The sequence below is a fragment of the Bacillus cereus group sp. MYBK195-1 genome (assembly GCF_051916605.1).
Classification (GTDB): Bacteria; Bacillota; Bacilli; order Bacillales; family Bacillaceae_G; genus Bacillus_A; species Bacillus_A cereus.
Genome location: NZ_JBQAGZ010000001.1, coordinates 945,666 through 971,183, shown reverse-complemented (window position 1 = coordinate 971,183; position 25,518 = coordinate 945,666). Strand labels below are relative to the sequence as shown.

Sequence of the window (25,518 nt, the reverse complement as noted above, 5' to 3'; positions counted from 1 at the left end):
ACAAACGCACGTCTTATACTTCTTCTATTTTTTCCACATCTTCTACTTGCTCTGCAAACTCTTCCGGTGTTTCAAACGTCATTTTTCCAAGTTTGCCACCACGAAGCTCACGAAGCACAAGCTCAGATGTCTTATCATAATCAATCATTCCGCCGCCCATTAAGCAGCCTCTATTTTTTCCAATTGCATCGAATAATTCCACAATATCTTCTGGAATCTCATTTAAATTATAGCGTTCTTTCAAGCGTTCTGGATAATGTTTCTCCATAAAACGTAATGCGTAAACAGCTACATCTTGTAAATTTAAAATTGAATCTTTAATTGCACCCGTTGTCGCTAAGCGAAGACCCACTAATTGATCTTCAAATTTAGGCCACAGAATACCTGGTGTATCTAACAATTCCATTTCCTTCCCAACTTTAATCCATTGTTGAGCTGTTGTCACACCTGGACGATCTCCTGTTTTAGCAATATTTTTCTTTGCCAATTTATTAATCAATGTAGATTTACCAACATTTGGTATACCTACGATTAATGCACGAATCGCTCTCGGTCTAATACCTTTTGCAACCATTTTATCAAATTTTTCTTTAACAAGCACTTTACAAGCTGCTGCAATTTCCTTCATACCTTGTCCAGCTTGTGCGTTAATCGAAATTGCCATATGGCCTTTTTCTTTAAAATATGCGATCCATTGTTTTGTTAAACGATCATCCGCCATATCCGCTTTATTTAAAACAACAAGCCTTGGCTTATGTGTAATGATTTCATCAATCATTGGGTTTCGAGATGATAATGGTAATCGAGCATCTACAAGTTCAATTACAACATCAATTAATTTTAATTTCTCCGTTACTTGGCGTCTAGCCTTCGCCATATGCCCTGGAAACCATTGAATTACCATGTTGCCACCTTCTTTTTCATTTATTTCACAATACGTGCGTCTTCTAACGGCCAATATAACATATTAGCTTTACCAATTACTTGATCCATTGAAATCGTACCGATTGAACGGCTATCTTTACTAAAACGACGATTATCACCTAAAACAAATAATTGATCTTTTGGAACGGTTTTCTTGCCTGTCATTTCTTCAAGATTAAAATCATATGTAAGCGGTCCGTCAGCAATTTGCTTTTTCTGCTTGTCTAAATACGGCTCCTCATAAGCCTTTCCGTTAACATACAGTTTATCATTACGATACTCTATTTCATCGCCTGGCAGGCCTATAATGCGCTTAATGTAATCTTTATCTTCTGTTGCTCGAAATACGATAATATCAAAGCGTTTTGGATCTCCAATGTGATAACCAATTTTATTCACAATCATTCGATCACGATCATGTAAAGTAGGTGCCATCGATACCCCGTCTACGAGAATTGGCGCAAAGAAAAACTGTCTAATAACACCAGCTAATACAACAGCAATCAAAATTGCTTTAATCCATTCCCAAAGTGAACTCTTCTCTTTTTTCATGCATTTCCCCTCCACGGTTATGTAAACTGCTCGTATTATACCAAAATTTCATATAGATTGGAAAAAGGGAGCTTGTGCATTTACAAGCTCCCATACATGTCTTATCGAATTTCTTTAATACGTGCTTTTTTACCGCGAAGGTTACGTAAGTAGTATAACTTAGCACGACGTACTTTACCACGGCGAAGTACTTCGATTTTCGCGATTCTTGGCGTGTGAACTGGGAATGTACGCTCAACACCTACACCGTAAGAAATCTTACGAACTGTGAATGTTTCACTGATTCCGCCACCACGACGTTTAATTACAACACCTTCGAAAAGCTGAATTCTTTCACGAGTTCCCTCAACAACTTTTACGTGTACACGTAAAGTGTCACCAGGACGGAATGAAGGAAGGTCAGTTTTTAATTGGCCTTTTGTAATTTCTGCGATTAATTGTTGCATATTAAATTCTCTCCTTTAAACAGATGCTCTTATAAAGTCTTAATAAATTACAGCGGAACATCGTTAATACGGCTACTGATTTCAGTAGCACAAATGTTATAATAGCATATTACTAGGCCTGTTGCAATAGCAAATATATGAAGTTATTACTGCTCTCGCTTTATTTCCTCAAGCCATTTTTTCTCTTGTTTAGATAACTCTCTCTCATCTAATAAATCAGGTCTACGCGTATACGTTCGGCGCAAAGATTCCTTATGTCGCCATTCATCAATGTTTTTATGATTCCCTGACATTAATACATCCGGTACCTTCATACCACGAAAATCAGCTGGACGTGTATAATGAGGATGCTCTAATAAACCTGTACTAAACGAATCCTCTACTTGTGAAGCATGATTTCCTAGCACCCCTGGCAAGAGACGTACCACACTATCAGTAATAACCATAGAGGCTAATTCTCCGCCCGTTAATACATAGTCACCAATAGAAATCTCATCCGTTACGAGATGCTCACGAATTCGTTCGTCATATCCTTCATAATGCCCACATACGAAGATTAAATGTTCTTCCCCTGCAAGCTCTTCCGCTTTCTTCTGCGTAAATCTTTCGCCCTGCGGACACATTAAGACAACTCTCGGCTTACGCTCTGTCTCTTTCGTCAAATCTTCTACAGCATCAAAAATAGGCTGAGGAGTAAGCACCATACCAGCTCCTCCGCCGTAAGGATAATCGTCTACGCTATTATGCTTACTTGTTGTATAATCACGAAAGTTAACAACACGAAGGTTTACCGCTTCTTTTTCTTGCGCCTTCTTTAATATAGAAGATCCAAATACACCGGTAAACATGTCTGGGAACAACGTTAAAATATCAATTTTCATTATAGCAGCCCTTCCATTACATGAATGGTTACTAATTTATTTTCAATATTAACTTGAAGTACAACGTCATCGATATAAGGAATTAAGAGATCTTGACCCTTCGGGCGTTTAATTACCCAAACATCATTTGCACCAGGAGATAGAATCTCTTTGATTGTCCCTAGCGCTTCTCCTTCTTCCGTTACAACACTGCAACCAATAATTTCATGATAGTAGTATTCACCTTCAGCAAGTTCACCTAACTGCTCTTCTGGTACTTTTATTAAAGAACCTTTAAACTTCTCTACTTCATCTACATTGTTATATCCTTCAAATGTTAATAAATCGAATGTCTTATGTTGGCGATGAGAAGTTACCTTTACCGGAAGATAGTCTGTGCCTTTCTCATTCGATATGTATAGCGTGTTTCCTACTTTATATCGCTCTTCTGGAAAATCAGTACGAGAAATAACACGGATTTCTCCTCTTACGCCATGAGTATTTACAATTTTTCCTACATTAAACCATTTTGTCATAAATAGTATGTCACCCCTGGTTTCTATATAAATTAAGCATCTCCATTTCACAGATGGAACATGCAATCTCTATTTAAATGTTAAAAAAGGGAGAGGAATAACTCCTCGCCCTTTTTACGTTTATTGAATTTCCAGTGTTACTTTTTCATCATTATGATGTCCCACTGAATACAAGAGCATTCGAATCGCTTTCGCAACTCTCCCTTGCTTTCCAATGACTTTTCCAACATCCTCAGGATGTACAGTTAATCGATACTTTATCTCTCCGTTGCAAAGTTCCTGTGTAACTTTTACATCTTCAGGATAATCGACAAGAGGCTTGACAATCGTCTCGACTAACTTCTTCATAGTCATTGCCTCAATTACTTACCTTGTTTAGATAAGTGGAATTTCTCCATGATACCTTGGTTAGAGAATAAGTTACGAACTGTATCAGATGGTTTAGCACCATTTCCTAACCATTTTAATGCTGCTTCTTCGTTGATCTTAACTTCAGCTGGTTGAGCAACTGGATTGTAAGTTCCGATTTCCTCAATGAAACGTCCGTCACGAGGAGAACGAGAATCTGCAACAACTACACGATAGAAAGGAGTTTTTTTAGCTCCCATACGTTTTAAACGAATTTTAACTGCCATTTATAAAGCACCTCCGAATTTATTTCACACAGATAATTATATTAGCAAAAAGACTATTGCTTTGTAAAGTATTTTTTCTTAACAGAGCCATCTTTTTTTCCTTACATGAATGGAAACTTCAATCCACCTAGTCCTTTTTTCTTACCTTTTTGCATTCCCGTCATCGTCTTCATCATTTTTTTCATGTCATCGAATTGCTTAATTAGACGATTGATTTCTTGTACAGTTGTACCGCTACCTTTGGCAATGCGCTTTTTGCGACTAGCATTGATTATTTCCGGTTGTTCTCGTTCTAATTTAGTCATAGAACGAATAATTGCCTCAATATGCCCAATTTGTTTTTCATCAACTTGCGCATTTTTCAGCCCTTTAATTTTATTTGCACCAGGAAGCATTCCTAACAATTCATCAAGCGGCCCAAGTTGGCGCACTTGTCCAAGTTGTTCTAGGAAATCGTCAAGCGTAAACGAAAGCGTACGCATTTTTTGCTCAAGTTCTTTTGCTTTCTCTTCATCAACTGTAGCTTGCGCTTTTTCAATCAATGTTAAGACATCGCCCATCCCTAAAATACGGGATGCCATACGCTCTGGATGGAACGCTTCAATTGCATCTAGTTTTTCACCCATACCAGCAAATTTAATCGGCGTGTTTGTTACAGCCTTAATAGATAATGCAGCACCACCGCGCGTATCACCATCTAATTTCGTTAATACAACACCTGTTAAACCTAACTGTTCATGGAAACTTTGTGCAACATTTACCGCGTCTTGCCCCGTCATCGCATCGACAACAAGGAAAATTTCATCCGGTTTCGCAACTTCTTTCACTTTCGCTAATTCATCCATTAATTCTTCATCAATATGCAGGCGACCCGCTGTATCGATTAAAACATAATCGTGATGATCTTCTTTTGCTTTTGCAATCGCTTGTTTCGCAATTTCAACAGGACTTACTTGATCTCCTAAAGAAAATACAGGCATGTCCAATTGCTTCCCTAATGTTTCAAGCTGTTTAATCGCTGCTGGACGGTAAATATCCGCTGCAACAAGCATCGGTTTACGATTATGCTTTTTACGAAGCAAATTCGCAAGCTTACCTGTCGTCGTTGTTTTACCCGCACCTTGCAGACCAACCATCATAATAACAGTCGGTGGCTTATTAGCAACAGCAATTTTGCTTTGCTCTCCGCCCATAAGTTCTGTAAGTTCTTCCTGTACAACTTTAATTACTTGTTGTCCAGGTGTCAAACTTTTCATTACATCTTGTCCGACAGCACGTTCAGACACACGCTTCACAAAATCTTTTACTACTTTAAAGTTAACATCCGCTTCTAAAAGAGCTAGACGAACTTCTCTCATCATTTCTTTCACATCGGCTTCAGAAACTTTTCCTTTGCCGCGGATTTTTTGCATTGTCTGTTGAAGTCGGTCGGCTAATCCTTCAAATGCCATATTGCCGCCCTCCTAATCTAATTTTTCGATAGCTTCAACAACTTGTTTCATTTCTTCATTCACATGCTCTTCTTCGCTGATTAGCTGTTTTAGCTTTGCAACAAGTCGCTGTCGCTCTTGAAACTTTTGAAGTAATACTAATTTTTCTTCATATTCTTCAAGCATCGCTTCAGTCCGTTTAATGTTATCATACACGGCTTGGCGACTTACATCAAATTCTTCCGCAATTTCACCAAGAGATAAATCATCTAGATAATAAAGCGACATATAACTTCTTTGTTTTTGCGTTAACAACGATTGATAAAAATCAAATAAATAGTTCATTCTCGTTGTTTTTTCGAGCATGTTGGATCATCCTTTGTTAAGTGATTTCCCTTTACATGAATTAGTTTACATGTAGTCCAAAAGAGTGTCAAGTTTTTTTCTTAACATCATATATTTTTTATAGAAAAAGAAGCGGAAATACCGCTTCTTTCGCTTATACTTCTTCTGTTTCTACTAAGTTCGCAAATAAACCATACACATATTGTTCTGGATCAAACTGCTGCAAGTCATCCATTTGCTCTCCTAATCCAACAAACTTCACCGGTACATCCATTTCGTTACGAATCGCTAATACAATACCACCTTTAGCAGTTCCATCTAACTTCGTTAAAACAATACCAGTTACATTCGTTGCTTCACGGAATGTTTTCGCTTGGCTTAAACCGTTTTGTCCCGTTGTTGCATCAATAACAAGCAATACTTCATGAGGAGCACCTGGTACTTCACGCTCAATTACACGCTTCACCTTCTCTAACTCTTTCATTAAGTTCACTTTATTTTGCAAGCGTCCTGCTGTGTCACATAGTAATACATCTACCTTACGTGCTTTCGCTGCTTGTACAGCGTCATACATAACCGCCGCTGGATCAGATCCAGATCCTTGTTTAATCACTTCTACACCAACGCGATCGCCCCATACTTCTAATTGTTCAATCGCTCCAGCACGGAATGTATCTCCTGCCGCCAATAGGACTGACTTACCTTCTGATTTAAACTTATGCGCCAGTTTACCAATTGTCGTCGTTTTTCCTACACCATTAACACCAACAAATAAAACGACCGTTAATTGGTCCTCTTGCATATTAATTTCGTTACTAAAATCGCTGTCACCTTTGTAAATTCCTACTAGTTTTTCTGAAATAACAGCTTGTACTTCTTTTGGATCTTGAATGTTACGACGTTGTACTTCTTCTTTCAATTGGTCAATTAATTCCATTACCGTCGCAACGCCAACGTCTGCACCGATTAAAATTTCTTCTAACTCTTCGAAGAAATCTTCGTCCACTTTACGGTAACGATACACTAAATCATTCACTTTATCCGCAAATGAATTTCTCGTTTTTTCTAATCCTTGTTTAAATTTCTCTGTAACTGTATCCGTTTGTTTTGAAATTTTTTCTTTTAGTTTTTTAAAAAAACTCATACTTTCCCATCCTTCCTATTCACTTGCAATAAGTTCTTCTCCGGCGTCTAAACGAACCGAAACAAGTTTAGATACCCCTGATTCTTGCATTGTTACACCGTACAACACATCAGACTCTTCCATTGTACCTTTTCTATGTGTAATTACAATAAACTGCGTCTCATCACTGAATTTCTTTAAATACTGTGCAAAACGAGCTACATTCGCCTCATCAAGGGCTGCCTCTACCTCATCTAGTACACAGAACGGTACTGGGCGTACTTTTAAAATACCAAATAAAAGCGCAATTGCTGTTAAAGCACGCTCTCCACCTGAAAGTAAACCTAAGTTCTGCAGTTTCTTCCCTGGCGGTTGTGCTACAATATCAATACCCGTATTTAGTAAATCCTCTGGATTAGTCATTACTAAATCTGCTCTACCGCCTCCAAATAATTCAGAGAATACCGATTGAAACTCCATTCTAATGCCTTCAAACGTAGTAGAAAAGCGTTTTTTCATTTCTTCATCCATTTCGGTAATAAGCTGGTGCAATGTCGCTTTCGCTTCTTCTAGGTCGTCTCTCTGCTCTAGTAAGAATGTATGACGCTCCGCTACACGTTCATATTCATCAATTGCCCCTAGGTTCACTGTACCTAACTCTTCTATGGATAATTTGATTAATTTTACTTTCTTACGCGCATCTTCTGCAGGCATTGTCATTGTATATTTTAGTTTTGCCGCTTCAAATGAAATCGTATATGTTTCACGTAAATGTTGTAATCTATTTTCCAACTCTACATCAAGTCGATTTATTCTCACTTCTTGATCTTTCAACATTTCAAGAATATATTTATGTTTACCTGTCGTTTCTTTCAAATGGTGCTCTAAATGTTCTACTCTCTCTTGCAACGATACACGTTGTTCACGACGAGAGCGAATTAATTCTGAAGTTTGATTACGATCATATGCTTTCTTCTCAATCATATTCGTAATTTGCTCTTCACCACTTGAATTAGATGTCATTTCTTGTTTTAAGAACGCTAAATCCTCTTTCGTTTTTACAAGTGTCGCATCCGTTTCTTCTTTTTCCTTCGTCAATCGTTCAACTTTTTCTTTTTGATTAGATAAGCGTTGTTGCTTTTCAGCTGCCAGCACTTTTAACTCAGTCATTTCTTTTTGAACTTTTTCTTTCGAAGAATGTTGCTCACTTTTTTGTTTTGTTAAAGCTACAATTTTACTATCTAACTTAGTGATTTCAGCTTGAAGATTCGTTAAAACCCCTTCTAACTCCTCTTTACGCCCTTGCATTTTTACTCGATCTTGTAAAAAACCTTCAATCTCTAAATCATAAATAGACAACCGATCATTAATACGATGTTCTTCTAATTCTAAACGATTAATCTCTTCTCTTAATTTCTGCTCATCTACACGATCTGCTTCTACAGTTTGCCTTAGTTCGCGTATTTTCACTTCTTTTTCTTGAATCTCTTGTTTTACTGCTTTAACAAAGTTTTCTAACTTCGTTGTTTTTTCTTCCATATCAGTTAACTTGCGAGTCCACTCTTCCAGTTCACGTTGGCGTCCTAATAAAGAAGATTTCGCTTGCTTTACCGCCCCACCAGTCATAGAACCGCCAGGATTCACTACGTCACCTTCGATTGTTACAATACGATAACGGTATTGCAGTTGTTTCGCCAACTCATTTGCTCCACGTAAATCTTTCGCAACAATAACAGTACCTAATAAATTTGAAACTACATTTTCATATTTATTGTTGTACTGCACAAGTTCTGCCGCCACACCTACAAACGATGGGTGTTGATTTGCAATGCGTAATTGCTCAAATGATAACGATCTGCTTTTAATAACAGCTTGCGGTAAAAACGTTGCACGTCCCTGTTTATTTTGCTTTAAAAATGCAATCGCATTACGAGCATGTTCCTCTGTTTGTACAACAATATGCTGCATCGCTGCACCTAGAGCGATTTCCATTGCAACTTCGTATTCTTTCGGTACCGTTAACAGTTCCGCAACAGCACCCTCGATACCTTGCAACCTATTTTCTCTAGCTTTCAATACTTCACGTACACCTTGATAGAATCCAGAATAATCTTCTTGCATCTCTTCAAGCATTTCTTTTCGAGAACGTGCCTGTTGCACAAATTGATATGCTTGATACAGTTTTGTTTCATTTTCACTATACTGCGTCTTACATTTCCCAAGCGCCGCCTCTGTCTTCTGTATGTTTGAGAGAATGCCAGCTACTTTTTCTTTCGCTTGTTCGTAACTTTCTACAAGTTTCGTCTTTTTCGCTGTAATTTCCATACGCATTTCTACATATTTCGCATTCTCTTCATCTAGACGCTCGTTTTTAGACGTTTGCTGTTTCGATTGTTCTTCAATCATAGATAATTCATTACGATGACTAGCTTGTTGATTTAAAAGCTCAATATAGTCACCTTTTAAATTCTCAATCTGTTCCTCTAAATTGTCAGCAAAAGTAGCAAGCAGTTGCTCATTATCATGCAATTTTTGCTCCAACTCTTTTACTTCATTCACAAATTGCATTAAAGCTTCTGTACTTGACTCAATCTCACCATCGTAACTTTTAGCTTTCTCTGTTAATTCAACAATTAACTGCTCAAGTTGCGCACAATGCGTCGTAGCATTTTGCTTTCTCTCTTTTAACAACTCTCGCTGCCCTTCTAGTTTTTCTAGCTCTTTACTAGAAAGAAGAAGTACTTCTTGTAACGAATCTACAGACTCATCTACCGCCTGTAATTGTCCTCGTAATTCCTCAAGCTCTTCTTCACTTTTTTGTAAATTCGTTGACATTTTAGCTTCTTCGTTTTTATTATGCCCAAACTGATTTCGAAGCGCTTCCCATTTCTCATGCAGTTCTTCAATTTCATGGACAATAAGCGCAGCTTCTACTTTCTCTAATTCTTCTTTATTCTCAAGATAATCTTTCGCAATAGAAGCTTGTCTTTCTAAAGGTTCTACTTGACTACTTAATTCATGAATTATATCTTGTACACGATTTAAGTTTTCTTGTGTTTCTGCTAATTTTCCTTCAGCTTTCTTTTTGCGAAGTTTGTATTTTAATACGCCTGCCGCTTCTTCAAATACACCTCGACGCTCTTCTGACTTACTACTTAAAATCTCTTCCACTTTCCCCTGGCTAATAATTGAAAAAGCTTCTCTTCCCATGCCAGAGTCCATAAATAAATCGATAATATCTTTCAATCTACATGATTGTTTATTAATATAAAAATCACTATCACCTGAACGAGATACACGACGTGTTACACACACCTCATTGTATTCAATTGGTAAACGTTGATCTTCATTATTTAAAGTTATTGTTACTTCAGCAACATTAACCGCTCTCCTCGTATCACTGCCTGCAAAAATAATATCCTCCATCTTTGCACCACGTAATGATTTTGCAGATTGTTCACCAAGTACCCAGCGAATTGCATCAGTAATATTACTTTTCCCGCTTCCATTAGGTCCTACTACAGAAGTTACACCTGGGACAAAATCAACAGATACATGCTCAGCAAAAGACTTAAACCCTGCTATTTCTAATCTTTTTAAAAACACGAAAGGCCTTCCTCCTATTCTCCGTCGTTATAAATGTTCTCTATATAAAAACAAGTATTATACGGATTTACCTTCTTTTTCTTTATAAACAAAAAGAAAGTTTCATTCTATGCATAAGGAATCCCCCTCATTCAAAGGGGGATTCCTTATAGTTGTTCTTTTAATTTTTTCAATGCTTCTGCAGCAGCTTGTTGCTCTGCTTCTTTTTTCGACTTACCACTACCAAGACCTAAAGCTACGTTATTTAACGTAACACGTGACACAAATTCTCGATTGTGAGCTGGTCCTTTTTCTTGCAAAATTTGATACTCAACATTGCCACTGCCATCACGCTGAATCAATTCTTGCAACTGACTCTTATAATCCATCACATGAGAAAAAGCACCCTCATTAATTTTCGGATATACAATTTCTTTTAAGAATTCCCAAACTGTTTCTAGCCCTTGATCAAGATAAAGGGCACCAATAAACGCTTCAAAGACATCCGCTAATAAAGCTGGTCGTTCACGTCCACCTGTCATTTCTTCACCTTTTCCTAATAAAACAAGGCTGCCAAATGACAATTCGTTCGCAAAACGAACAAGAGATGGCTCACATACAATAGCTGCACGTAGTTTTGTTAACTCTCCTTCGCTCATTGTCGGATATTTTTGAAACAGATACTGTGATACAGTCAGTTCCAATACTGCATCTCCAAGAAATTCAAGACGCTCATTATCTTCATGCGGTTTTTTTCGATGCTCATTCACATACGATGAATGCGTAAATGCTTGAATCAATAATTTTTCATCTGTAAACGTAATACCTATCTTTTCTTGAAACACTTTAAATGCTTCACGATATTTTGTTTCGTATTTTTTTTCTCTATATTTTCGGTACGGCATAGGTCCCTCCAGATATAAGCCAGAAAGCCCCGCTAAAAAACGGGACTTCACTTAAGCATTATAGATGACTCTCTATGTAAGTCACAGCATCGCCAACAGTAGCAATCTTTTCAGCATCTTCATCAGAAATTTCCATTTCGAATTCATCTTCTAATTGCATTACAAGTTCTACTACATCTAGGGAGTCTGCTCCTAAATCTTCCTTGAAGCTTGCAGCTGGTACTACCTCAGTCTCTTCTACTCCTAAACGATCAACGATGATTTTTGTTACGCGCTCTAAAACATCTGCCATTCCATTCACCTCCCCTCAAATATTATATTAAATATTGACCAAAAAAACTAGGTGAAATCGATTCTTTTATTACATTACCATACCGCCATCAACATTTAACGTTTGACCTGTAACATATTTGCTTTGATCAGAAGCAAAAAACGTTACAGCATTCGCGATATCTTGCGCTTCACCAAATTGAGCAGCTGGAATAACTTTTAACATTTCAGCTTTAATATTCTCATCTAGTACATCCGTCATATCAGTCGCAATAAAGCCCGGCGCAATTGCATTCACTGTAATATTTCGACTTGCTAACTCTTTTGCAGATGTTTTTGTTAATCCAATAACACCCGCTTTAGCAGCAACATAATTAGCTTGTCCTGGGTTTCCTATGACACCAACAACAGAAGCGATATTTATAATTCTACCGTGACGTTGACGCATCATATAACGAGATACTGCTTTTGTACATAAGAATACACCTTTTAAGTTTGTATTAATAACTGTATCCCATTCTTCTTCTTTCATACGCATTAATAAATTATCTTTCGTTACACCAGCATTATTTACAAGAATATCAACTTGTCCAAATGTATCTACTGTTTGTTTCACCATATTTGTAACATCATCAGCATTTGCAACATCTGCTCTTACCGCAATTGCATCAGAACCTAATTTTTTAATTTCATCTACTACTTCATTTGCTTTTTGTTCATTGCCAGCATAATTTACTACTACATTTGCCCCTTGTTTCGCTAAATCGATCGCAATCGCGCGACCAATTCCACGTGAAGCGCCAGTTACTAATGCTACCTTCCCTTTTAACATCAGTTTTCTCCTCTCAAATTTGAAATGGTATCTTTTAATGTCTCTTCATCGTATATCGCATATGCTTTTACTGATGAATCAATTGACTTCATAAGTCCAGCAAGTACTTTTCCAGGTCCAATTTCAATAAATGTATCTACTCCCTGCTTCACCATATATTCAATAGACGGGTACCATAATACAGGCGAATAAAGCTGTTCGATTAACTTTTCTTGAATGTCTGCACCACGTGTAATAACTTCCGCCGTAACATTTGCAATAACAGGAATATTCGTGTCATGAATTGTAATTTCATTTAAAACACTTTGGAACTTCTCAGCTGCCGGCTTCATAAGTGAAGAATGGAATGGCCCACTTACTTTTAGTGGAATCGCTCTCTTTGCACCATTTTCTTTCGCTCTTTGAGAGGCAACCTCTACGCCTTGCTTCGTTCCAGAAATTACAATTTGCTTCGTACTATTCATATTAGCGATTTGCACTGCATATCCTTCACTTGTTACTTCTTCTGTAACTTGTTTCAGCATATGTGGGTCAGCACCTAATATAGCTGCCATTGCGCCTTCCCCTCCCGGAACAGCTTCTTCCATATATTCCCCGCGTTTCCTTACAGCATATACAGCATCTTCAAAAGTTAATGCACCAGCTGCTACAAGAGCGCTATATTCACCTAAACTATGACCAGCGACAAAGTCAGGTGTAATGTCATACTCTTTCAAAGCTGTCAAAATAGCAAAACTCGTTGTTAATAATGCAGGCTGCGCATTTGTTGTTAATGTAAGCTTTTCCTGCGGTCCTTCAAAAATCACTTCTGAAAGTGAATCTTGCAACACCTCATCTGCTTTTGCAAACACTTTTGCAACCTCTTTATTATTCTCTGCTAATTGTTTACCCATTCCAACTGCCTGTGAACCTTGGCCCGGAAAAAGAAATGCTATTTTTCCCATTTCAAATCCTCCTCTTATTGGAGTGACTCTTTCTCCATTACGCTTGAAATCGTAGGAATTACTTCTTTCGCTACCATTTCTCTCGTTTGACGAATCGCACTAAATACCGACTGGTCATTAGAAGAACCGTGAGCCTTAATGACAGGTGCTTTCAATCCAAATAATGCAGCTCCGCCATACTCCGAATAATCCATTTTATCTTTTAATACCATAAGTTTTGGCTTTAATACCGCCGCTGCTAATTTGCTCGTAAATGAACTCATTAATTGTTCTTTCAACATAGAGAATAGCGCAAGTGCTGTTCCCTCTAATGATTTCAACGCTACATTCCCTGTAAAACCATCACATACAACAACATCTGCTACACCTTGCAATAAATCTCTTGATTCAACGTTCCCAACGAAATTAATTGGCGCATCTTTAAGCATTGCAAATACTTGCTTTGAAAGCTCGTTTCCTTTTCCATCCTCTGTTCCAACGTTTAATAGTCCAACGCGAGGATTTTCAATTCCTCTTACCTTCTCAGCATAAACAGATCCCATTACTGCATATTGATATAAATGAATTGGTTTTGCATCAACATTTGCTCCAACATCTAACATAACAAAACCTTTTCCATCTACAGTCGGCATTGTAGGCGATAAAGCTGGTCGCTCAATTCCTTCCATACGACCGACAACAAATAATCCAGCTGCCATTAAAGCTCCTGTACTACCTGCGGATATACAAGCGTCTGCTTCTCCATCCTTTACTTGTTGTGCCGCAAGCACCATTGAAGCTTGTTTTTTTCGACGAACCGCTCTTACTGGTTCCTCCGTTGATTCTATTTTTTCGTCTGTATGAAGAATAGTAATTCGTTCATCACTCGTTAAGTATTGACGAATTTCCTCTTCTTTCCCTACTAACGTAATATGTAAATCAGAATATTCCTTAATAGCTTTCATTGCCCCTAATACTACAGCCTTTGGAGCGTGATCTCCGCCCATTGCATCTATTGCGATTTTCATAAGTTGTTACCTTCCTCACTATAATTACTAGATCGATACATTTCAAAAGTGCCTGTAAAAACAAGTTCTTCTCCAACGAAGCTACGCACTTTGACAACCGTCCGTCCCTTATCATTCTCTACATCTTCAACGCGCGCTTTTGCAACAACACGCTCTCCTAATTTTACAGGGCGAATGTATCGAATGGTAGACTTTGCAGTTAAAGCTAATTCTTCATCAATAACCGCAACAGCTAGTGAGTTTGCTTGTGCAAACAGATGATGCCCACGGGCAATTTGATTTCTTTTAAATACATGTTCTACCTTTACTTCAAAGATAGAGATTGCATGTCTATCTAATTCAATATCAATAATTTCTCCAACAACCTCTTCTAACGGTAAAGATTTCACATCTTCTTCATGTTGCTTTGTAGCTACATGTTTAATTCTCTCTCTTAATTCAGGAATAGACAATTCCATACGATCAAGTCGTACTGTTTGTATACTCACTTGAAATTTTTCCGCTAAATCTTCATCCGTAATAAAAGGATTTGATTCGATTGTTTGTTGTAATAACTCTTGTCTTTCTTTTTTACTTCTTCTTTTTTTCATACCGCACCATCCATTTTTATGACTAGGTACTAACAGTAGTATATAATCATTAAAAGTAGAATGCAACAAAAACTTTTGTTGACTCCCTTTAATCGAGCTTCTCTCCTTGGAACACACCTGTCCCATCAAGATACGTACGCAAGGCAGCGTACTGATCATTGTGCCAAAACGCTTCTGAATCTACTAGTATCGCCGCATCTTGCCTTGCTGTTTCTAACGCTCGATAATCATGTACCATGTCAGCAACCTTAAATTCTGGTAAGCCACTTTGCTTACTCCCAAAGAAATCTCCAGGACCTCGTAATTCTAAATCTTTTTCTGACAATACAAATCCATCATTTGTTTCAGTCATTATGCGCATTCTTTCTTTCCCTGTTTCTGATTTAGGGTCTGCTATTAATAAACAATATGATTGTTCACTACCACGGCCGACACGCCCTCTAAGCTGATGAAGCTGCGATAAACCGAAACGTTCTGCATCATAAATAACCATTACAGTCGCATTCGGTACGTTCACACCTACTTCAACAACTGTTGTCGATACAAGAATTTGCACTTTATTTTCACTAAACTGTCCCATTATCTCTTCTTTTTCCTGAGACGATAATCTCCCATGCATCAATCCAACTTGGCATTTCCCTTGGTAATGATGCGTCAGCATACTATGTAAGTCGATAGCATTTTGCACATCAAGTTTCTCAGATTCTTCAATTAGAGGACAAATAACGTATGCCTGTCTTCCTTTTTTTATCTCCTTTTCAACAAAACCGAGAACGCGATCTAACATATCATGTTTTGCCCAATATGTTTCAATCACCTTTCTACCTGCTGGCATCTCATCGATTATCGAAACATCCATCTCTCCAAATGCAGTAATTGCAAGCGTACGCGGAATTGGTGTCGCTGTCATAAATAATACATCTGGACTTTCACCTTTCTCCCGTAAAACTCGGCGCTGCGCTACACCAAATCGATGCTGTTCATCTGTAATAACGAGACCCAACCTATGAAATATAACTTCATCTTGAATTAAGGCATGCGTTCCAACAAGAATATCTATTTCTCCTTGTTCTAACTTCGCTAAAATTTCTCGACGTCTCGCACCTTTAACAGAACTTGTTAACAGTTCCACCTTCATACCAAAATGCGAAAACGTTTCAGCAAGCGACTGATAATGTTGCTCAGCTAAAATTTCTGTAGGAACCATTAAAGCACCTTGATAATGAGCTAATTTCGATGCATAAAGGCCAATCGCAGCAACAACTGTTTTCCCAGAACCAACGTCACCTTGCAATAGTCGGTTCATCCGATAAGGAGATGTCATATCTTTCAAAATTTCATCTACAACTCGGCGCTGCGCACCCGTTAATGGAAACGGCAGTGCATCGATAAATTCTTGTAATTCTACTGAGGGAATCTCTTTCTTCGTCCCTTTTGAATTTTCCCTCTCCATTTTCCGGAGCGTTTGCATTTTCAGCTGAAATAAGAAAAATTCTTCATATACAAAACGGCGACGCGCTTGCTTCAAATCTTCCTGTCCTACCGGAAAATGCAATGCCCTAAGCGCTTCATATCTTGGTAATAATTTATATCGCCCTAACAAACCATCCGGTAACACTTCGACTATAGAATCTCCATATTCCTTTAACGCTTGAGCAATAAAACGACGCATCTGTTTTACTGTAAGTTTCCCCTTTACTGAATAAACAGGTTCCACTTCTTGTTGACGTACAACCGGCCCAAAATGAAGTTCTGATACAGCAATTGTTTGACGATGTTGATCCCATTTACCAGTAATCGTTACCGTTTCATCTAACTTTAATTTTTGCTTATAGTAAGGCCTATTAAAACATACCGCCGTAATTAAATAACGACCGACGAGAACACGAACTGTTAAACGCGATTTCTTCTTACCATAATATTGCAGCAAAGGAGCACTATGAATCTTCCCTTCAACCGTTACACGTTCATCATGCTTTACTTCAGCAAGATCTTTCATCGCATAATCTTCATAACGGTATGGAAAATGTTCTAATAGATGAGAAACTGTGTAAATACCCATCTCATGTAGTAACTCAGATGTTTCTCCTCCGATCCCCTTTACATCCGTAACAGGAACTTGTACAACATCATTCAAGATTCTCACACCCCGTCACATTATTTTCTTTATTGCATTTTATTTGAGTACCAATTAGCATCTGTAATCGCTCTCTTTCACCTTATATATTCTATCATAGGCATTCTAAGAGAAACTACTCAAATCCCTTATATAAAACAAGTAAAAAAGAGCCTCACTATTAGCAGCAAGGCTCTTTTCTCTCTTCAATATGCTAGCCTTTTGAATAAAAACTAGTAATAAACTTCATATTACTACTTCTTATCCATTAGCAAGTAAGTAATCCATTTATTTTCAAAACGAATCTTATCTTATTCTACAGAGAAGATGAAAGAATACACTGGTTGGTTTCCAGCATGCACTTCTACTTCTGCATCTTCAAATTTCTCTTCTACAAATTCAACTAACTCCGCTACTTCTTCGTCAGTTGCATCCTCACCTTGTAGAATCGTTACGATTTCAGAATCTTCATCAATAAGCGCTTCTAGTAATTGCTTCGCAGCTCCTACTTTTTCAGCATTTGTAGATACAATTTTCCCATCTGCAATACACATGAAGTCATCTTTTTGAATTGCTACACCATCAATTTCCGTATCACGTACAGCATACGTAATTTGACCTGTTTTCACATGAGATAAAGCTTCTTGCATGTTTTCTTCATTCTCTTCTAACGTTCCAACTGGGTTAAATGCTAACATTGCTGCCATACCTTGAGGAACTGTTTTCGAACGAACAACAATAACTTCTTGATCTACAACTGATGCCGCTTGTTCTGCTGCCATTACAATATTTCCGTTATTCGGTAAAATAATGATTTTTTCAGCATTTGCTTCTTCAATTGCCTTCACGATATCCTCCGTACTTGGATTCATCGTTTGACCACCTTCGATAACTTTCGTTGCGCCGATGCTCTCAAATAAAGTTTTAATACCAGACCCCATAGCTACAGTTACGATACCATATGGTTGTTTTTCTTTCGATTGAGCTGGTTGTTCAGGAACCATAGTAGGTTCATCTAATAAAGCAGTATGCTGTTCACGCATATTTTCTACTTTAATCTTAATTAAACTACCGTATTTTTGCCCGTAGTTCATAGCGTCTCCAGGATGTTCTGCATGGATATGAACTTTTACAATTTCATCATCAGACACAACTAGTAGCGAATCACCATATACACTAATATCTTCACGGAATTTTTGTTCAGAGAAATTATGCTCTTTCACCTTTTCAGCCTCTAATTTCACCATGAACTCCGTACAATATCCATACTTAATATCTTCTGTACTCAATTGGCTTTGTACACTACGGTGATGTTCTGCGCGTACCATTTCATTCATAGATGGTTGCGTCGGTGCATCAGAAGAAATCGTTTCTCCTTTTAAGTCAGCTAAAAATCCTTCGTATACCACTACAAGACCTTTACCACCGCTATCTACAACGCCAACTTGTTTTAATACAGGTAATAAATCTGGCGTACGATTTAACGATGCGTTTGCTTCTTTCACAACGTCTTCCATAAACAAAACAAAGTCGCGCTGTTTTTTCGCAACTGTTACTGCATATTTACCCGTTTCTCTTGCAACCGTTAAAATCGTTCCTTCAATCGGTTTCATAACCGCTTTATAAGCCGCCTCTACTCCAGCTTCTAGTGCTGCAGCAAAATCAACTGTTGTTAATTCTTCTTTTTGTTCAATGGATTTAGAGAAACCACGGAACAACTGAGATAAAATAACTCCAGAGTTACCACGAGCTCCCATTAATAATCCTTTGGCTAAACTTACGCCGACTTTACCAGCATGCTGTGAAGGGTTTGCTTTCACTTCACGCGCACCTGAAGTCATAGATAAGTTCATGTTTGTACCGGTATCGCCATCTGGAACTGGAAATACGTTTAATGCATCAACAAGCTGAACATTGTTTGTTAAATTATTCGCTCCTTGCATGATCATTTGTGATAAACGTTTTCCATCAATTTTTTGAATTGACACAGATTTTCCTCCTTAATGCACATTACAAGTTTATTACTTTAACTCCTTGTACGTAGATGTTTACAGAATCTACTGCTAGTCCTACAGTTTGATCTAATGTATATTTCACTTTCGTCTGCACATTATGTGCCACTTCTGAAATTTTCGTACCATAGCTCACAATAATATACATATCAATATGTACTTCATCTTCATCTTTACGAACAATAACACCTCTAGTGAAGTTTTCTTTTCGTAAAATGTCTGTTAATCCATCTTTTAACTGATTTTTTGATGCCATACCTACGATACCGTAGCAATCTACCGCGGCACCTCCAGCAATTGTTGCAATTACATCTGTACTAATATCAATTTGACCGTACTTCGTTTTAATTTCAATTGACATCTCGTTTCCCCCTTCATAAATGGTGAAAGTGAGCTAGACTACTTTAGTTACTATCATATAATCTTTTTAAAGAAAATTCCATCGTTCTTTCTTTTCACTCTCATATTTTATGTTTTAAATTACACTTTTTTATGATGAGCAAAATAGTCCATTGTTATTATACAACATGTACCACTATAATATGTCAAGCAATTTTTATGGATTTCAACTTTTCTTCATTGACATATAGTGTCAAGTAAATTTTCTTGATTTCTTTTTTCTACGGTGTTGCATTCTCTTTTTAGTTGTGTTAAATTATAGTAGTGTTTTTAGCATCGCATAAAAGACTAACATTGAAAAATTACGTATGGTAAGGTATCAAGGGAGGGAAATATAAATGGCTCGTGTTTGTGCTATTACTGGAAGAAAAGCTCGTTCTGGTAACTCTCGTTCTCACGCAATGAACGCTACAAAACGTAAGTGGGGCGCTAACCTTCAAAAAGTTCGCGTACGCATCGACGGAAAAGTTCAACGTGTTTACGTTTCTGCTAGAGCATTAAAATCTGGCAAAATCGAACGTGTTTAATAATAAAAAAAAGAGCCGATAGGCTCTTTTTTTACTATAACAATGGAAAAAGCACCGGTGATAGGTGCTTTTTTTAATCTTTTTTGAAGGTATTTAACATTGCACGAACTATTCCACCAAGAAATTTAGGTAACTTAATTGTATAAAATCTCATGGTTTCCCTCCTAATCCCCATTACTCCACTTGGTCACTATATGATGTAAGGAGCAAAATTGTTTCTTCAATCAGTGCTTCTTATCAACATTAATATGCCAGAAGTAAATGAAAAAGTACCTTTTTCCTCAACGAGTTCGTTACTAATACAAAGTGTTGATCCCCACTCTATTGTTTTATTAGTAAGAGGGTACTTAAAACCAAACAATGTAATCCCTTCCACTATTTCAGTAACTGGTACAAAAGATACATAAGGAAAATTTTTATTTTCTTCAATTATATGTGTACCCATTTTTTTAACTGTTATTTCATTTTTATTGTCCACAATACACATTTCTATCTCTACTTCTAACCCTTTTAAAAGCATCTGTATATTTGCCAAACCGTGATCAAGCCTTCCACCAGTAGCACCAAAAATACGAATTAGTGCCGGCTTCTGTTCTAATGCCCAGTTGATTGCAATTTCTAAATCCGTTTGATCTTTTTCCCGCGGAACAATATGTAATTCGTTCGTTTGCTGTCCCATCCATACTAATTCTTCTTCAGTAACTGAATCGTAATCTCCAAACGCAACAGCCGGGATAATCCCTTTCTTTAATAGACGGTATACTCCCCTATCAACCGCTGCCCACACTACTTCCTCATTCTCGTATCGAGCAAAATCTGCGCAATATTCCGAAGGTCCTCCTGCCAAAATATGAATAATCATTTTTTCTTCTCCTTCCATTGTAAAAAGGCAATCTGCCATTCGGTAGATTGCCTTTTTACATATTTTTATCCTATCCTATAAATACCTTACTAGGATAAAAGTTCATCACTACCCACGAATTACGCGAATTGCTTCACCGCGGTCTTTTTGATTGTATACTGCTGACCCAGCTACAAGTACATTTGCTCCTGCTTCCACACAAAGTCTTGCTGTTTCAGCATTTACACCACCATCAACTTCAATTTCTACTTCTAGATTGCGCTCTTTCACCATGTCTGCAACTTGTTTAATTTTCGGTAATACAGAATGGATAAACTTCTGTCCACCAAATCCAGGGTTTACTGTCATAAGTAATACCATATCTATATCTTCTAATACATGCTCAATCACTGAAACTGGCGTATGTGGATTTAATACAACGCCCGCTTTAATACCATGAGATTTAATTAACTGAATTGTACGATGTAGATGCGGACACGCCTCTACGTGAACAGTAATAATATCCGCTCCCGCTTGTGCGAAAGTCGGGATATAGTTATCAGGATTTTCAATCATTAAATGTACATCTAATGGTAATGATGTAATCGGGCGGATTGCTTCTACAATTAACGGTCCAATCGTAATATTTGGTACGAAATGTCCATCCATTACGTCAACGTGAATGTAATCCGCTCCGCCCTTTTCTACATCTTTAATCTCTTCCCCTAATTTTGAAAAATCTGCTGATAAAATCGATGGTGCAATTTTAATCATAACTAATACCTCGGCTTTCTCTCTCTAATTTCTTCTACGAATTGTTTATAGTTCTTATAGCGATATTCTGTAATCTTCCCTTCTTCAACCGCAGCTTTCACCGCACATTTCGGTTCAGAAAGATGTGTACACCCTCTAAATTTACAGTATTGGCTCGCTTCTTTCAACTCTGGAAAACAATATGTAAGATCTTCTACTTCTATATCAATGAAATCTAGTGAACTAAAACCCGGTGTATCTGCTACTAGTCCACTCCCAATTGCAATTAATTCTACGTGTCTTGTCGTATGCTTCCCGCGTCCTAAATGGGAGGAAATATCATTTGTTTTCAGCTCTAATTCTGGACGTAGCACATTAAGCATTGAAGATTTCCCAACACCAGATTGACCCGCAACGACAGAAACACAATTTTCTAAGTATGGTTTTAATATATCAATACTTTCTGACGTATTAATAGAAGTAAATAAAACATCATAACCCATCTCACGATAATCATTCGCATAAGCTTCAACAGTTGCTTTCATCTTTTCATCTACTAAATCCATCTTGCTAATACAAATAATTGGCTTAATGTTATGATATTCAATCAGCACTAAAAATCGATCTAACAGTCCAGGATTAAAATCTGGTTCTACTGCAGAGAACACAAGGATCGCTTGATCGACATTAGCAATAGGAGGTCTAACAAGTTCATTTTTTCGATCAAACACTTCAAGCACATAACCTTCAGTTGGATTATCTGCCTGAAAAACAACTTGGTCTCCTACAAGTGGTGTAATTTTATTTTTTCTAAATACACCTCGCCCACGACATTGCGTAACCCCTTCTTCATGCTGCACGTAATAAAACCCACTTAAAGCTTTTATAATTTTTCCTTCTGGCATAGAATTCTCCTTTTTTGTATAAGGTGATGCTGAATTTAAAAATGAATGGATTTAAATTTTCCAAATAACGATTTCAAAACCTACCATATATACTTTCGCTAATATACATTGAATTTCCCATTAAATGCAAAAAAATATTTACAGCTGCATCACTTTACTAGCTTTTTGAATCATATATTTTTGCCTGCTATACCGTCCACTTTGTAGACAGCATAACAGGCAATAATAATAAGTAGACTTTCACTATTATTGAGTTGGATATGGTACTTCTTTATCAATAATCGTTACTCCATCCCGTACAATTTTATAGTGTCCCTTTGAACCTTCTTGAATTACAAATTCTAAAGAAATAGTCGCTGATTCAGTAATTGTTCTCGTTTCAACCGGTCTATCCATTTTTTGCTGCATGTCTTCTTTATAAATTTCTATTGTTTGCGGCTTTTTTTCACCTGTTACAGCAGGCTCATATGGGATAGAGATATTGTCCACTTTTACCGTTTTAGTCACTTTAGGCTTTTGACCATCAGAGATAATAATAGTTACTTTATCTCCCTCTTTTAATGGTGTACCTGGTTTTGGAAATTGCGAAATTACAAGTCCTTTTTCGACTGTATCTGAATACTCTCGTTTTATATCTGACGTTAGTTTTCTCTCATTCAAATAACCAGTTACACTATTTTCAGTCCACCCCGAAAAGTCACCTGGTCTAATTTGATAAGGCCCTTTACTTACCCAGATTTTCAGTTCTTGCTCCGCTTCTATAACCATCTGATCAGGCGTCGGAATTTGTTCTACAATTTCACCTTTCGGCTTATCATTTTCAATATAATTTACCGTAACTTGTTTATATTTTTCTTCTAACTCAGCTTTTACACTCTCAAAGTTTTGACCTGTGAAATTTGCCATCTTACTTTTCTTTTTTCCACCTGATTGATAGATAGTAATTTTAGCGTTTTCTTTTACGACTCTTCCTGCTACAGGGTCCGTTTTTATTACATCCCCAACTTCAACATCATCTGTATATACAATATTAGGCTCCGTCACCTCAAAGCCCTTTTCTACTAATGTATTTACAGCTGTCGTGTATTTCATACCAGCCACATCAGGAACTTTCACATCTTTCGGAATAAATAATCCTGGAATAACCGTAAGTGCTAATGTTATTCCTATTGCTAAAAATAAAAATGTTGAAATTAAAACTTTAAGCCACTTGTTACTCCGTTTTTTCTTCTTATCTAACTCAGCTGCTTCTGCTCTTATCGGTTCTTCCACCTTACTCCCTTTTAAAACAATCGTTTCATCACTTACATTTTCAAATAATTGTTCTTGTTGAATAATCGGAATCGCTTTCGTCGCTTCCATATCTTCCGGTATGTAAAATGGTTGCTCATTTATCCTCTCTGGATATAGCGCAGTTTCAATATCTCGCTTCATCGCATTGGCAGATTGATATCGGTGAAACGGATCTTTTGCAGTTGCCTTTAATATAATATTTTCAACACTTTGCGGAATATTTTCATTCCATCTTTTTGGTGATGGGATTTCACTTTGTAAATGTTTTAAAGCTATGGCAACAGCAGATTCGCCAGAAAACGGTTGTCTTCCTGTTAACAATTCAAACATAACTATCCCAAGAGAATAGATATCTGATTGTTTATTTGCTATCCCGCCACGTGCCTGTTCTGGTGATAAATAATGGACTGAACCGAGCACTGAATTTGTATGTGTAATTGTTGTTGCACTTGTAGCTGTCGCAATTCCAAAATCTGTTACTTTTATTATTCCATCAGCTCGAATTAAAATATTGTGCGGCTTTATATCACGATGCACAATTTCAAAATGATGGGCATGTGCCATAGCGGATGTTAACTGCTCCATAATATCAAGAGCTTCTCCTATAGGTAACATCCCTCGCTCAATTATGTATTGCTTCAATGTTTGCCCTGGTACATATTCCATAACAAGATAGTATATACCATCTTCTTCTCCGACATCATACATATTCACAATATTTGGATGCGACAACGTTGTAACAGACTGCGCTTCTCGATGGAAACGTTTAATAAACTCTTCGTTATTTGAGTAGTCGAGTCTTAATATTTTTACCGCTACATCTCGGCCAAGTATATCATCATGAGCTAAATATACATTGGCCATTCCGCCACCACCAATCATTTTCAGCAGCTTATAACGGTCATTTAAGCGTTTTCCAATCAGCACGTTGCACTTCACCTACTTTCGTTTGTCGAACCCGCATAATCAATAAGAACAAGTGTGATATTATCTTCTCCACCGCGATCATTTGCCAATTGAATGAGACACTGCCCTTTACCTTCAAGCTGTTCATTTAACTGTAAAATTTGTCGCATATCATCAATAGAAACTTTGTTTGATAACCCATCAGAGCAAAGAAGTAATTGATCATCTTCCTCAATCACCAACGTTTTAACATCTAACCCAACTTTTTCTTCTGTTCCTAATGCTCTTAATAACACATTCTTTTTCGGATGATACTCTGCGTCTTCCTTTGAAATTTCACCATGTTTCACAAGCTCATTTACAAGCGAATGATCTTCCGTTACTAGCGTCATTTCTCCTTCTGATACCATATAGCAACGACTATCTCCTATATGCCCTATTGTCACAAAGCTTGGTGTACAAACAGCTATTATAAGCGTTGTTCCCATACCATTACATTCTGCATTTTGCTGAGCGTATTCATATATACGCTCATTAATAATCCCAACACTAGTATGTAACCATTGTTCTACTTTTTTCGGCTCATTCATATTATGTGTTTGCTTCCAATAATCATGGAATAATTGAATGGCCATCGAGCTAGCTACATCACCAGCTCGATGACCTCCCATTCCATCTGCTACTACCGCTAATACATTTCCATCTAAATTGTGAAAAACTCCTGCACTATCTTCATTATGTTGACGAACTTTTCCTTTATCCGATAGAAATACGGCTTTCAT

Annotated in this window: 27 protein-coding genes; 1 reads left to right on the top strand and 26 read right to left on the bottom strand. The window is 37.3% G+C overall.

The annotated features are described in order from the left end of the window. Positions 1-13 precede the first annotated feature (13 nt). The 20 genes from ylqF to ACTFRY_RS05195 form a co-directional block, all read right to left on the bottom strand. Positions 14-904 (bottom strand): ribosome biogenesis GTPase YlqF, encoded by an 891-nt coding sequence (gene ylqF / locus ACTFRY_RS05290; RefSeq protein WP_000236702.1) that lies wholly within the window; start codon positions 902-904, stop codon positions 14-16. 20 nt (positions 905-924) lie between these two features. Continuing rightward, positions 925-1,476, bottom strand: a complete 552-nt coding sequence (lepB, locus tag ACTFRY_RS05285) for a signal peptidase I (RefSeq protein ID WP_000711853.1) — start codon at positions 1,474-1,476, stop codon at positions 925-927. Between the two features lie 101 nt (positions 1,477-1,577). After that, entirely contained in the window at positions 1,578-1,922 is a 345-nt protein-coding gene (gene rplS / locus ACTFRY_RS05280) for a 50S ribosomal protein L19 (protein ID WP_001186516.1), read from the bottom strand. Positions 1,923-2,068: 146 nt separating this feature from the next. Next, a complete protein-coding gene (gene trmD, locus ACTFRY_RS05275) occupies positions 2,069-2,803 on the bottom strand; it encodes a tRNA (guanosine(37)-N1)-methyltransferase TrmD (protein ID WP_000686903.1) in 735 nt (244 codons plus the stop codon). Next, a complete protein-coding gene (gene rimM, locus ACTFRY_RS05270) occupies positions 2,803-3,318 on the bottom strand; it encodes a ribosome maturation factor RimM (RefSeq protein WP_000170278.1) in 516 nt (171 codons plus the stop codon). Before rimM ends, trmD begins: the two co-directional genes overlap by 1 nt. Positions 3,319-3,438: 120 nt before the next feature. Then, entirely contained in the window at positions 3,439-3,666 is a 228-nt protein-coding gene (locus ACTFRY_RS05265; RefSeq protein ID WP_000737401.1) for a KH domain-containing protein, read from the bottom strand. A 14-nt stretch (positions 3,667-3,680) separates the two neighbouring features. Continuing rightward, complete coding sequence (rpsP, locus tag ACTFRY_RS05260; protein WP_000268750.1) at positions 3,681-3,953, bottom strand: 30S ribosomal protein S16; 273 nt, start codon at positions 3,951-3,953, stop codon at positions 3,681-3,683. A gap of 101 nt (positions 3,954-4,054) precedes the next feature. Next, positions 4,055-5,404, bottom strand: a complete 1,350-nt coding sequence (gene ffh, locus ACTFRY_RS05255) for a signal recognition particle protein (protein WP_000863460.1) — start codon at positions 5,402-5,404, stop codon at positions 4,055-4,057. 12 nt (positions 5,405-5,416) lie between these two features. Continuing rightward, on the bottom strand, positions 5,417-5,749 hold the full coding sequence (locus ACTFRY_RS05250; protein ID WP_000891062.1) for a putative DNA-binding protein: 333 nt from the start codon (positions 5,747-5,749) through the stop codon (positions 5,417-5,419). 133 nt (positions 5,750-5,882) lie between these two features. Continuing rightward, positions 5,883-6,872 (bottom strand): signal recognition particle-docking protein FtsY, encoded by a 990-nt coding sequence (gene ftsY / locus ACTFRY_RS05245; protein ID WP_000007655.1) that lies wholly within the window; start codon positions 6,870-6,872, stop codon positions 5,883-5,885. Between the two features lie 15 nt (positions 6,873-6,887). After that, positions 6,888-10,457: a chromosome segregation protein SMC gene (gene smc, locus ACTFRY_RS05240; RefSeq protein ID WP_000478955.1), complete on the bottom strand. Its 3,570-nt coding sequence runs from the start codon at positions 10,455-10,457 to the stop codon at positions 6,888-6,890. A 146-nt stretch (positions 10,458-10,603) separates the two neighbouring features. Further along, positions 10,604-11,341: a ribonuclease III gene (gene rncS, locus ACTFRY_RS05235; protein ID WP_001146875.1), complete on the bottom strand. Its 738-nt coding sequence runs from the start codon at positions 11,339-11,341 to the stop codon at positions 10,604-10,606. 58 nt (positions 11,342-11,399) lie between these two features. After that, a complete protein-coding gene (gene acpP / locus ACTFRY_RS05230; protein ID WP_000786062.1) occupies positions 11,400-11,633 on the bottom strand; it encodes an acyl carrier protein in 234 nt (77 codons plus the stop codon). Between the two features lie 69 nt (positions 11,634-11,702). Beyond that, positions 11,703-12,443, bottom strand: coding sequence for a 3-oxoacyl-[acyl-carrier-protein] reductase (gene fabG / locus ACTFRY_RS05225; protein WP_000911774.1), 741 nt, complete (start codon positions 12,441-12,443; stop codon positions 11,703-11,705). After that, positions 12,443-13,387: an ACP S-malonyltransferase gene (fabD, locus tag ACTFRY_RS05220; RefSeq protein WP_016118545.1), complete on the bottom strand. Its 945-nt coding sequence runs from the start codon at positions 13,385-13,387 to the stop codon at positions 12,443-12,445. Before fabD ends, fabG begins: the two co-directional genes overlap by 1 nt. Positions 13,388-13,401: 14 nt before the next feature. Next, positions 13,402-14,394: a phosphate acyltransferase PlsX gene (gene plsX, locus ACTFRY_RS05215; protein WP_000684101.1), complete on the bottom strand. Its 993-nt coding sequence runs from the start codon at positions 14,392-14,394 to the stop codon at positions 13,402-13,404. Beyond that, positions 14,391-14,984 (bottom strand): transcription factor FapR, encoded by a 594-nt coding sequence (fapR, locus tag ACTFRY_RS05210; protein ID WP_000747349.1) that lies wholly within the window; start codon positions 14,982-14,984, stop codon positions 14,391-14,393. Before fapR ends, plsX begins: the two co-directional genes overlap by 4 nt. A gap of 88 nt (positions 14,985-15,072) precedes the next feature. Continuing rightward, complete coding sequence (recG, locus tag ACTFRY_RS05205; protein ID WP_001000813.1) at positions 15,073-17,121, bottom strand: ATP-dependent DNA helicase RecG; 2,049 nt, start codon at positions 17,119-17,121, stop codon at positions 15,073-15,075. 290 nt (positions 17,122-17,411) lie between these two features. Next, positions 17,412-19,088, bottom strand: a complete 1,677-nt coding sequence (locus ACTFRY_RS05200) for a DAK2 domain-containing protein (RefSeq protein ID WP_000027129.1) — start codon at positions 19,086-19,088, stop codon at positions 17,412-17,414. A 22-nt stretch (positions 19,089-19,110) separates the two neighbouring features. Beyond that, on the bottom strand, positions 19,111-19,473 hold the full coding sequence (locus ACTFRY_RS05195; RefSeq protein WP_000021109.1) for an Asp23/Gls24 family envelope stress response protein: 363 nt from the start codon (positions 19,471-19,473) through the stop codon (positions 19,111-19,113). Between the two features lie 376 nt (positions 19,474-19,849). Between ACTFRY_RS05195 and rpmB the strand changes: the two genes are divergently transcribed. Further along, on the top strand, positions 19,850-20,038 hold the full coding sequence (gene rpmB, locus ACTFRY_RS05190) for a 50S ribosomal protein L28 (RefSeq protein ID WP_000124776.1): 189 nt from the start codon (positions 19,850-19,852) through the stop codon (positions 20,036-20,038). Positions 20,039-20,111: 73 nt separating this feature from the next. On the opposite strand, the gene spoVM is transcribed toward rpmB, so the two are convergent. The 6 genes from spoVM to ACTFRY_RS05160 form a co-directional block, all read right to left on the bottom strand. After that, positions 20,112-20,192 carry a stage V sporulation protein SpoVM gene (spoVM, locus tag ACTFRY_RS05185; protein ID WP_001213599.1) on the bottom strand — a complete coding sequence of 27 codons (81 nt, stop codon included), beginning with the start codon at positions 20,190-20,192 and terminating at the stop codon, positions 20,112-20,114. 66 nt (positions 20,193-20,258) lie between these two features. Continuing rightward, on the bottom strand, positions 20,259-20,939 hold the full coding sequence (locus ACTFRY_RS05180) for a thiamine diphosphokinase (RefSeq protein ID WP_033683160.1): 681 nt from the start codon (positions 20,937-20,939) through the stop codon (positions 20,259-20,261). Between the two features lie 69 nt (positions 20,940-21,008). Continuing rightward, positions 21,009-21,653, bottom strand: a complete 645-nt coding sequence (gene rpe, locus ACTFRY_RS05175; protein ID WP_000589974.1) for a ribulose-phosphate 3-epimerase — start codon at positions 21,651-21,653, stop codon at positions 21,009-21,011. 2 nt (positions 21,654-21,655) lie between these two features. After that, complete coding sequence (gene rsgA, locus ACTFRY_RS05170; protein WP_001113932.1) at positions 21,656-22,537, bottom strand: ribosome small subunit-dependent GTPase A; 882 nt, start codon at positions 22,535-22,537, stop codon at positions 21,656-21,658. A gap of 246 nt (positions 22,538-22,783) precedes the next feature. Next, the gene (pknB, locus tag ACTFRY_RS05165) at positions 22,784-24,757 is read right to left on the bottom strand and encodes a Stk1 family PASTA domain-containing Ser/Thr kinase (protein ID WP_000904748.1); all 1,974 of its coding nucleotides are present in this window, start codon (positions 24,755-24,757) and stop codon (positions 22,784-22,786) included. 8 nt (positions 24,758-24,765) lie between these two features. Beyond that, positions 24,766-25,518, bottom strand: a complete 753-nt coding sequence (locus ACTFRY_RS05160; protein ID WP_000648703.1) for a Stp1/IreP family PP2C-type Ser/Thr phosphatase — start codon at positions 25,516-25,518, stop codon at positions 24,766-24,768.

Excerpts from the sequence above, each read along its gene's own strand:
- ftsY (WP_000007655.1), bottom strand. The coding sequence starts at position 6,872 with ATGAGTTTTTTTAAAAAACTAAAAGAAAAAATTTCAAAACAAACGGAT.
- rpmB (WP_000124776.1), top strand. The coding sequence starts at position 19,850 with ATGGCTCGTGTTTGTGCTATTACTGGAAGAAAAGCTCGTTCTGGTAAC.
- rncS (WP_001146875.1), bottom strand. The coding sequence starts at position 11,341 with ATGCCGTACCGAAAATATAGAGAAAAAAAATACGAAACAAAATATCGT.
- ffh (WP_000863460.1), bottom strand. The coding sequence starts at position 5,404 with ATGGCATTTGAAGGATTAGCCGACCGACTTCAACAGACAATGCAAAAA.
- fabG (WP_000911774.1), bottom strand. The coding sequence starts at position 12,443 with ATGTTAAAAGGGAAGGTAGCATTAGTAACTGGCGCTTCACGTGGAATT.
- rplS (WP_001186516.1), bottom strand. The coding sequence starts at position 1,922 with ATGCAACAATTAATCGCAGAAATTACAAAAGGCCAATTAAAAACTGAC.
- rpsP (WP_000268750.1), bottom strand. The coding sequence starts at position 3,953 with ATGGCAGTTAAAATTCGTTTAAAACGTATGGGAGCTAAAAAAACTCCT.
- rpe (WP_000589974.1), bottom strand. The coding sequence starts at position 21,653 with ATGATTAAAATTGCACCATCGATTTTATCAGCAGATTTTTCAAAATTA.
- ACTFRY_RS05160 (WP_000648703.1), bottom strand. The coding sequence starts at position 25,518 with ATGAAAGCCGTATTTCTATCGGATAAAGGAAAAGTTCGTCAACATAAT.
- fabD (WP_016118545.1), bottom strand. The coding sequence starts at position 13,387 with ATGGGAAAAATAGCATTTCTTTTTCCGGGCCAAGGTTCACAGGCAGTT.
- trmD (WP_000686903.1), bottom strand. The coding sequence starts at position 2,803 with ATGAAAATTGATATTTTAACGTTGTTCCCAGACATGTTTACCGGTGTA.
- rsgA (WP_001113932.1), bottom strand. The coding sequence starts at position 22,537 with ATGCCAGAAGGAAAAATTATAAAAGCTTTAAGTGGGTTTTATTACGTG.
- ylqF (WP_000236702.1), bottom strand. The coding sequence starts at position 904 with ATGGTAATTCAATGGTTTCCAGGGCATATGGCGAAGGCTAGACGCCAA.
- ACTFRY_RS05180 (WP_033683160.1), bottom strand. The coding sequence starts at position 20,939 with ATGGCAGATTGCCTTTTTACAATGGAAGGAGAAGAAAAAATGATTATT.
- fapR (WP_000747349.1), bottom strand. The coding sequence starts at position 14,984 with ATGAAAAAAAGAAGAAGTAAAAAAGAAAGACAAGAGTTATTACAACAA.
- lepB (WP_000711853.1), bottom strand. The coding sequence starts at position 1,476 with ATGAAAAAAGAGAAGAGTTCACTTTGGGAATGGATTAAAGCAATTTTG.
- spoVM (WP_001213599.1), bottom strand. The coding sequence starts at position 20,192 with ATGAGATTTTATACAATTAAGTTACCTAAATTTCTTGGTGGAATAGTT.
- ACTFRY_RS05250 (WP_000891062.1), bottom strand. The coding sequence starts at position 5,749 with ATGCTCGAAAAAACAACGAGAATGAACTATTTATTTGATTTTTATCAA.
- ACTFRY_RS05265 (WP_000737401.1), bottom strand. The coding sequence starts at position 3,666 with ATGAAGAAGTTAGTCGAGACGATTGTCAAGCCTCTTGTCGATTATCCT.
- rimM (WP_000170278.1), bottom strand. The coding sequence starts at position 3,318 with ATGACAAAATGGTTTAATGTAGGAAAAATTGTAAATACTCATGGCGTA.
- ACTFRY_RS05195 (WP_000021109.1), bottom strand. The coding sequence starts at position 19,473 with ATGTCAATTGAAATTAAAACGAAGTACGGTCAAATTGATATTAGTACA.
- plsX (WP_000684101.1), bottom strand. The coding sequence starts at position 14,394 with ATGAAAATCGCAATAGATGCAATGGGCGGAGATCACGCTCCAAAGGCT.
- acpP (WP_000786062.1), bottom strand. The coding sequence starts at position 11,633 with ATGGCAGATGTTTTAGAGCGCGTAACAAAAATCATCGTTGATCGTTTA.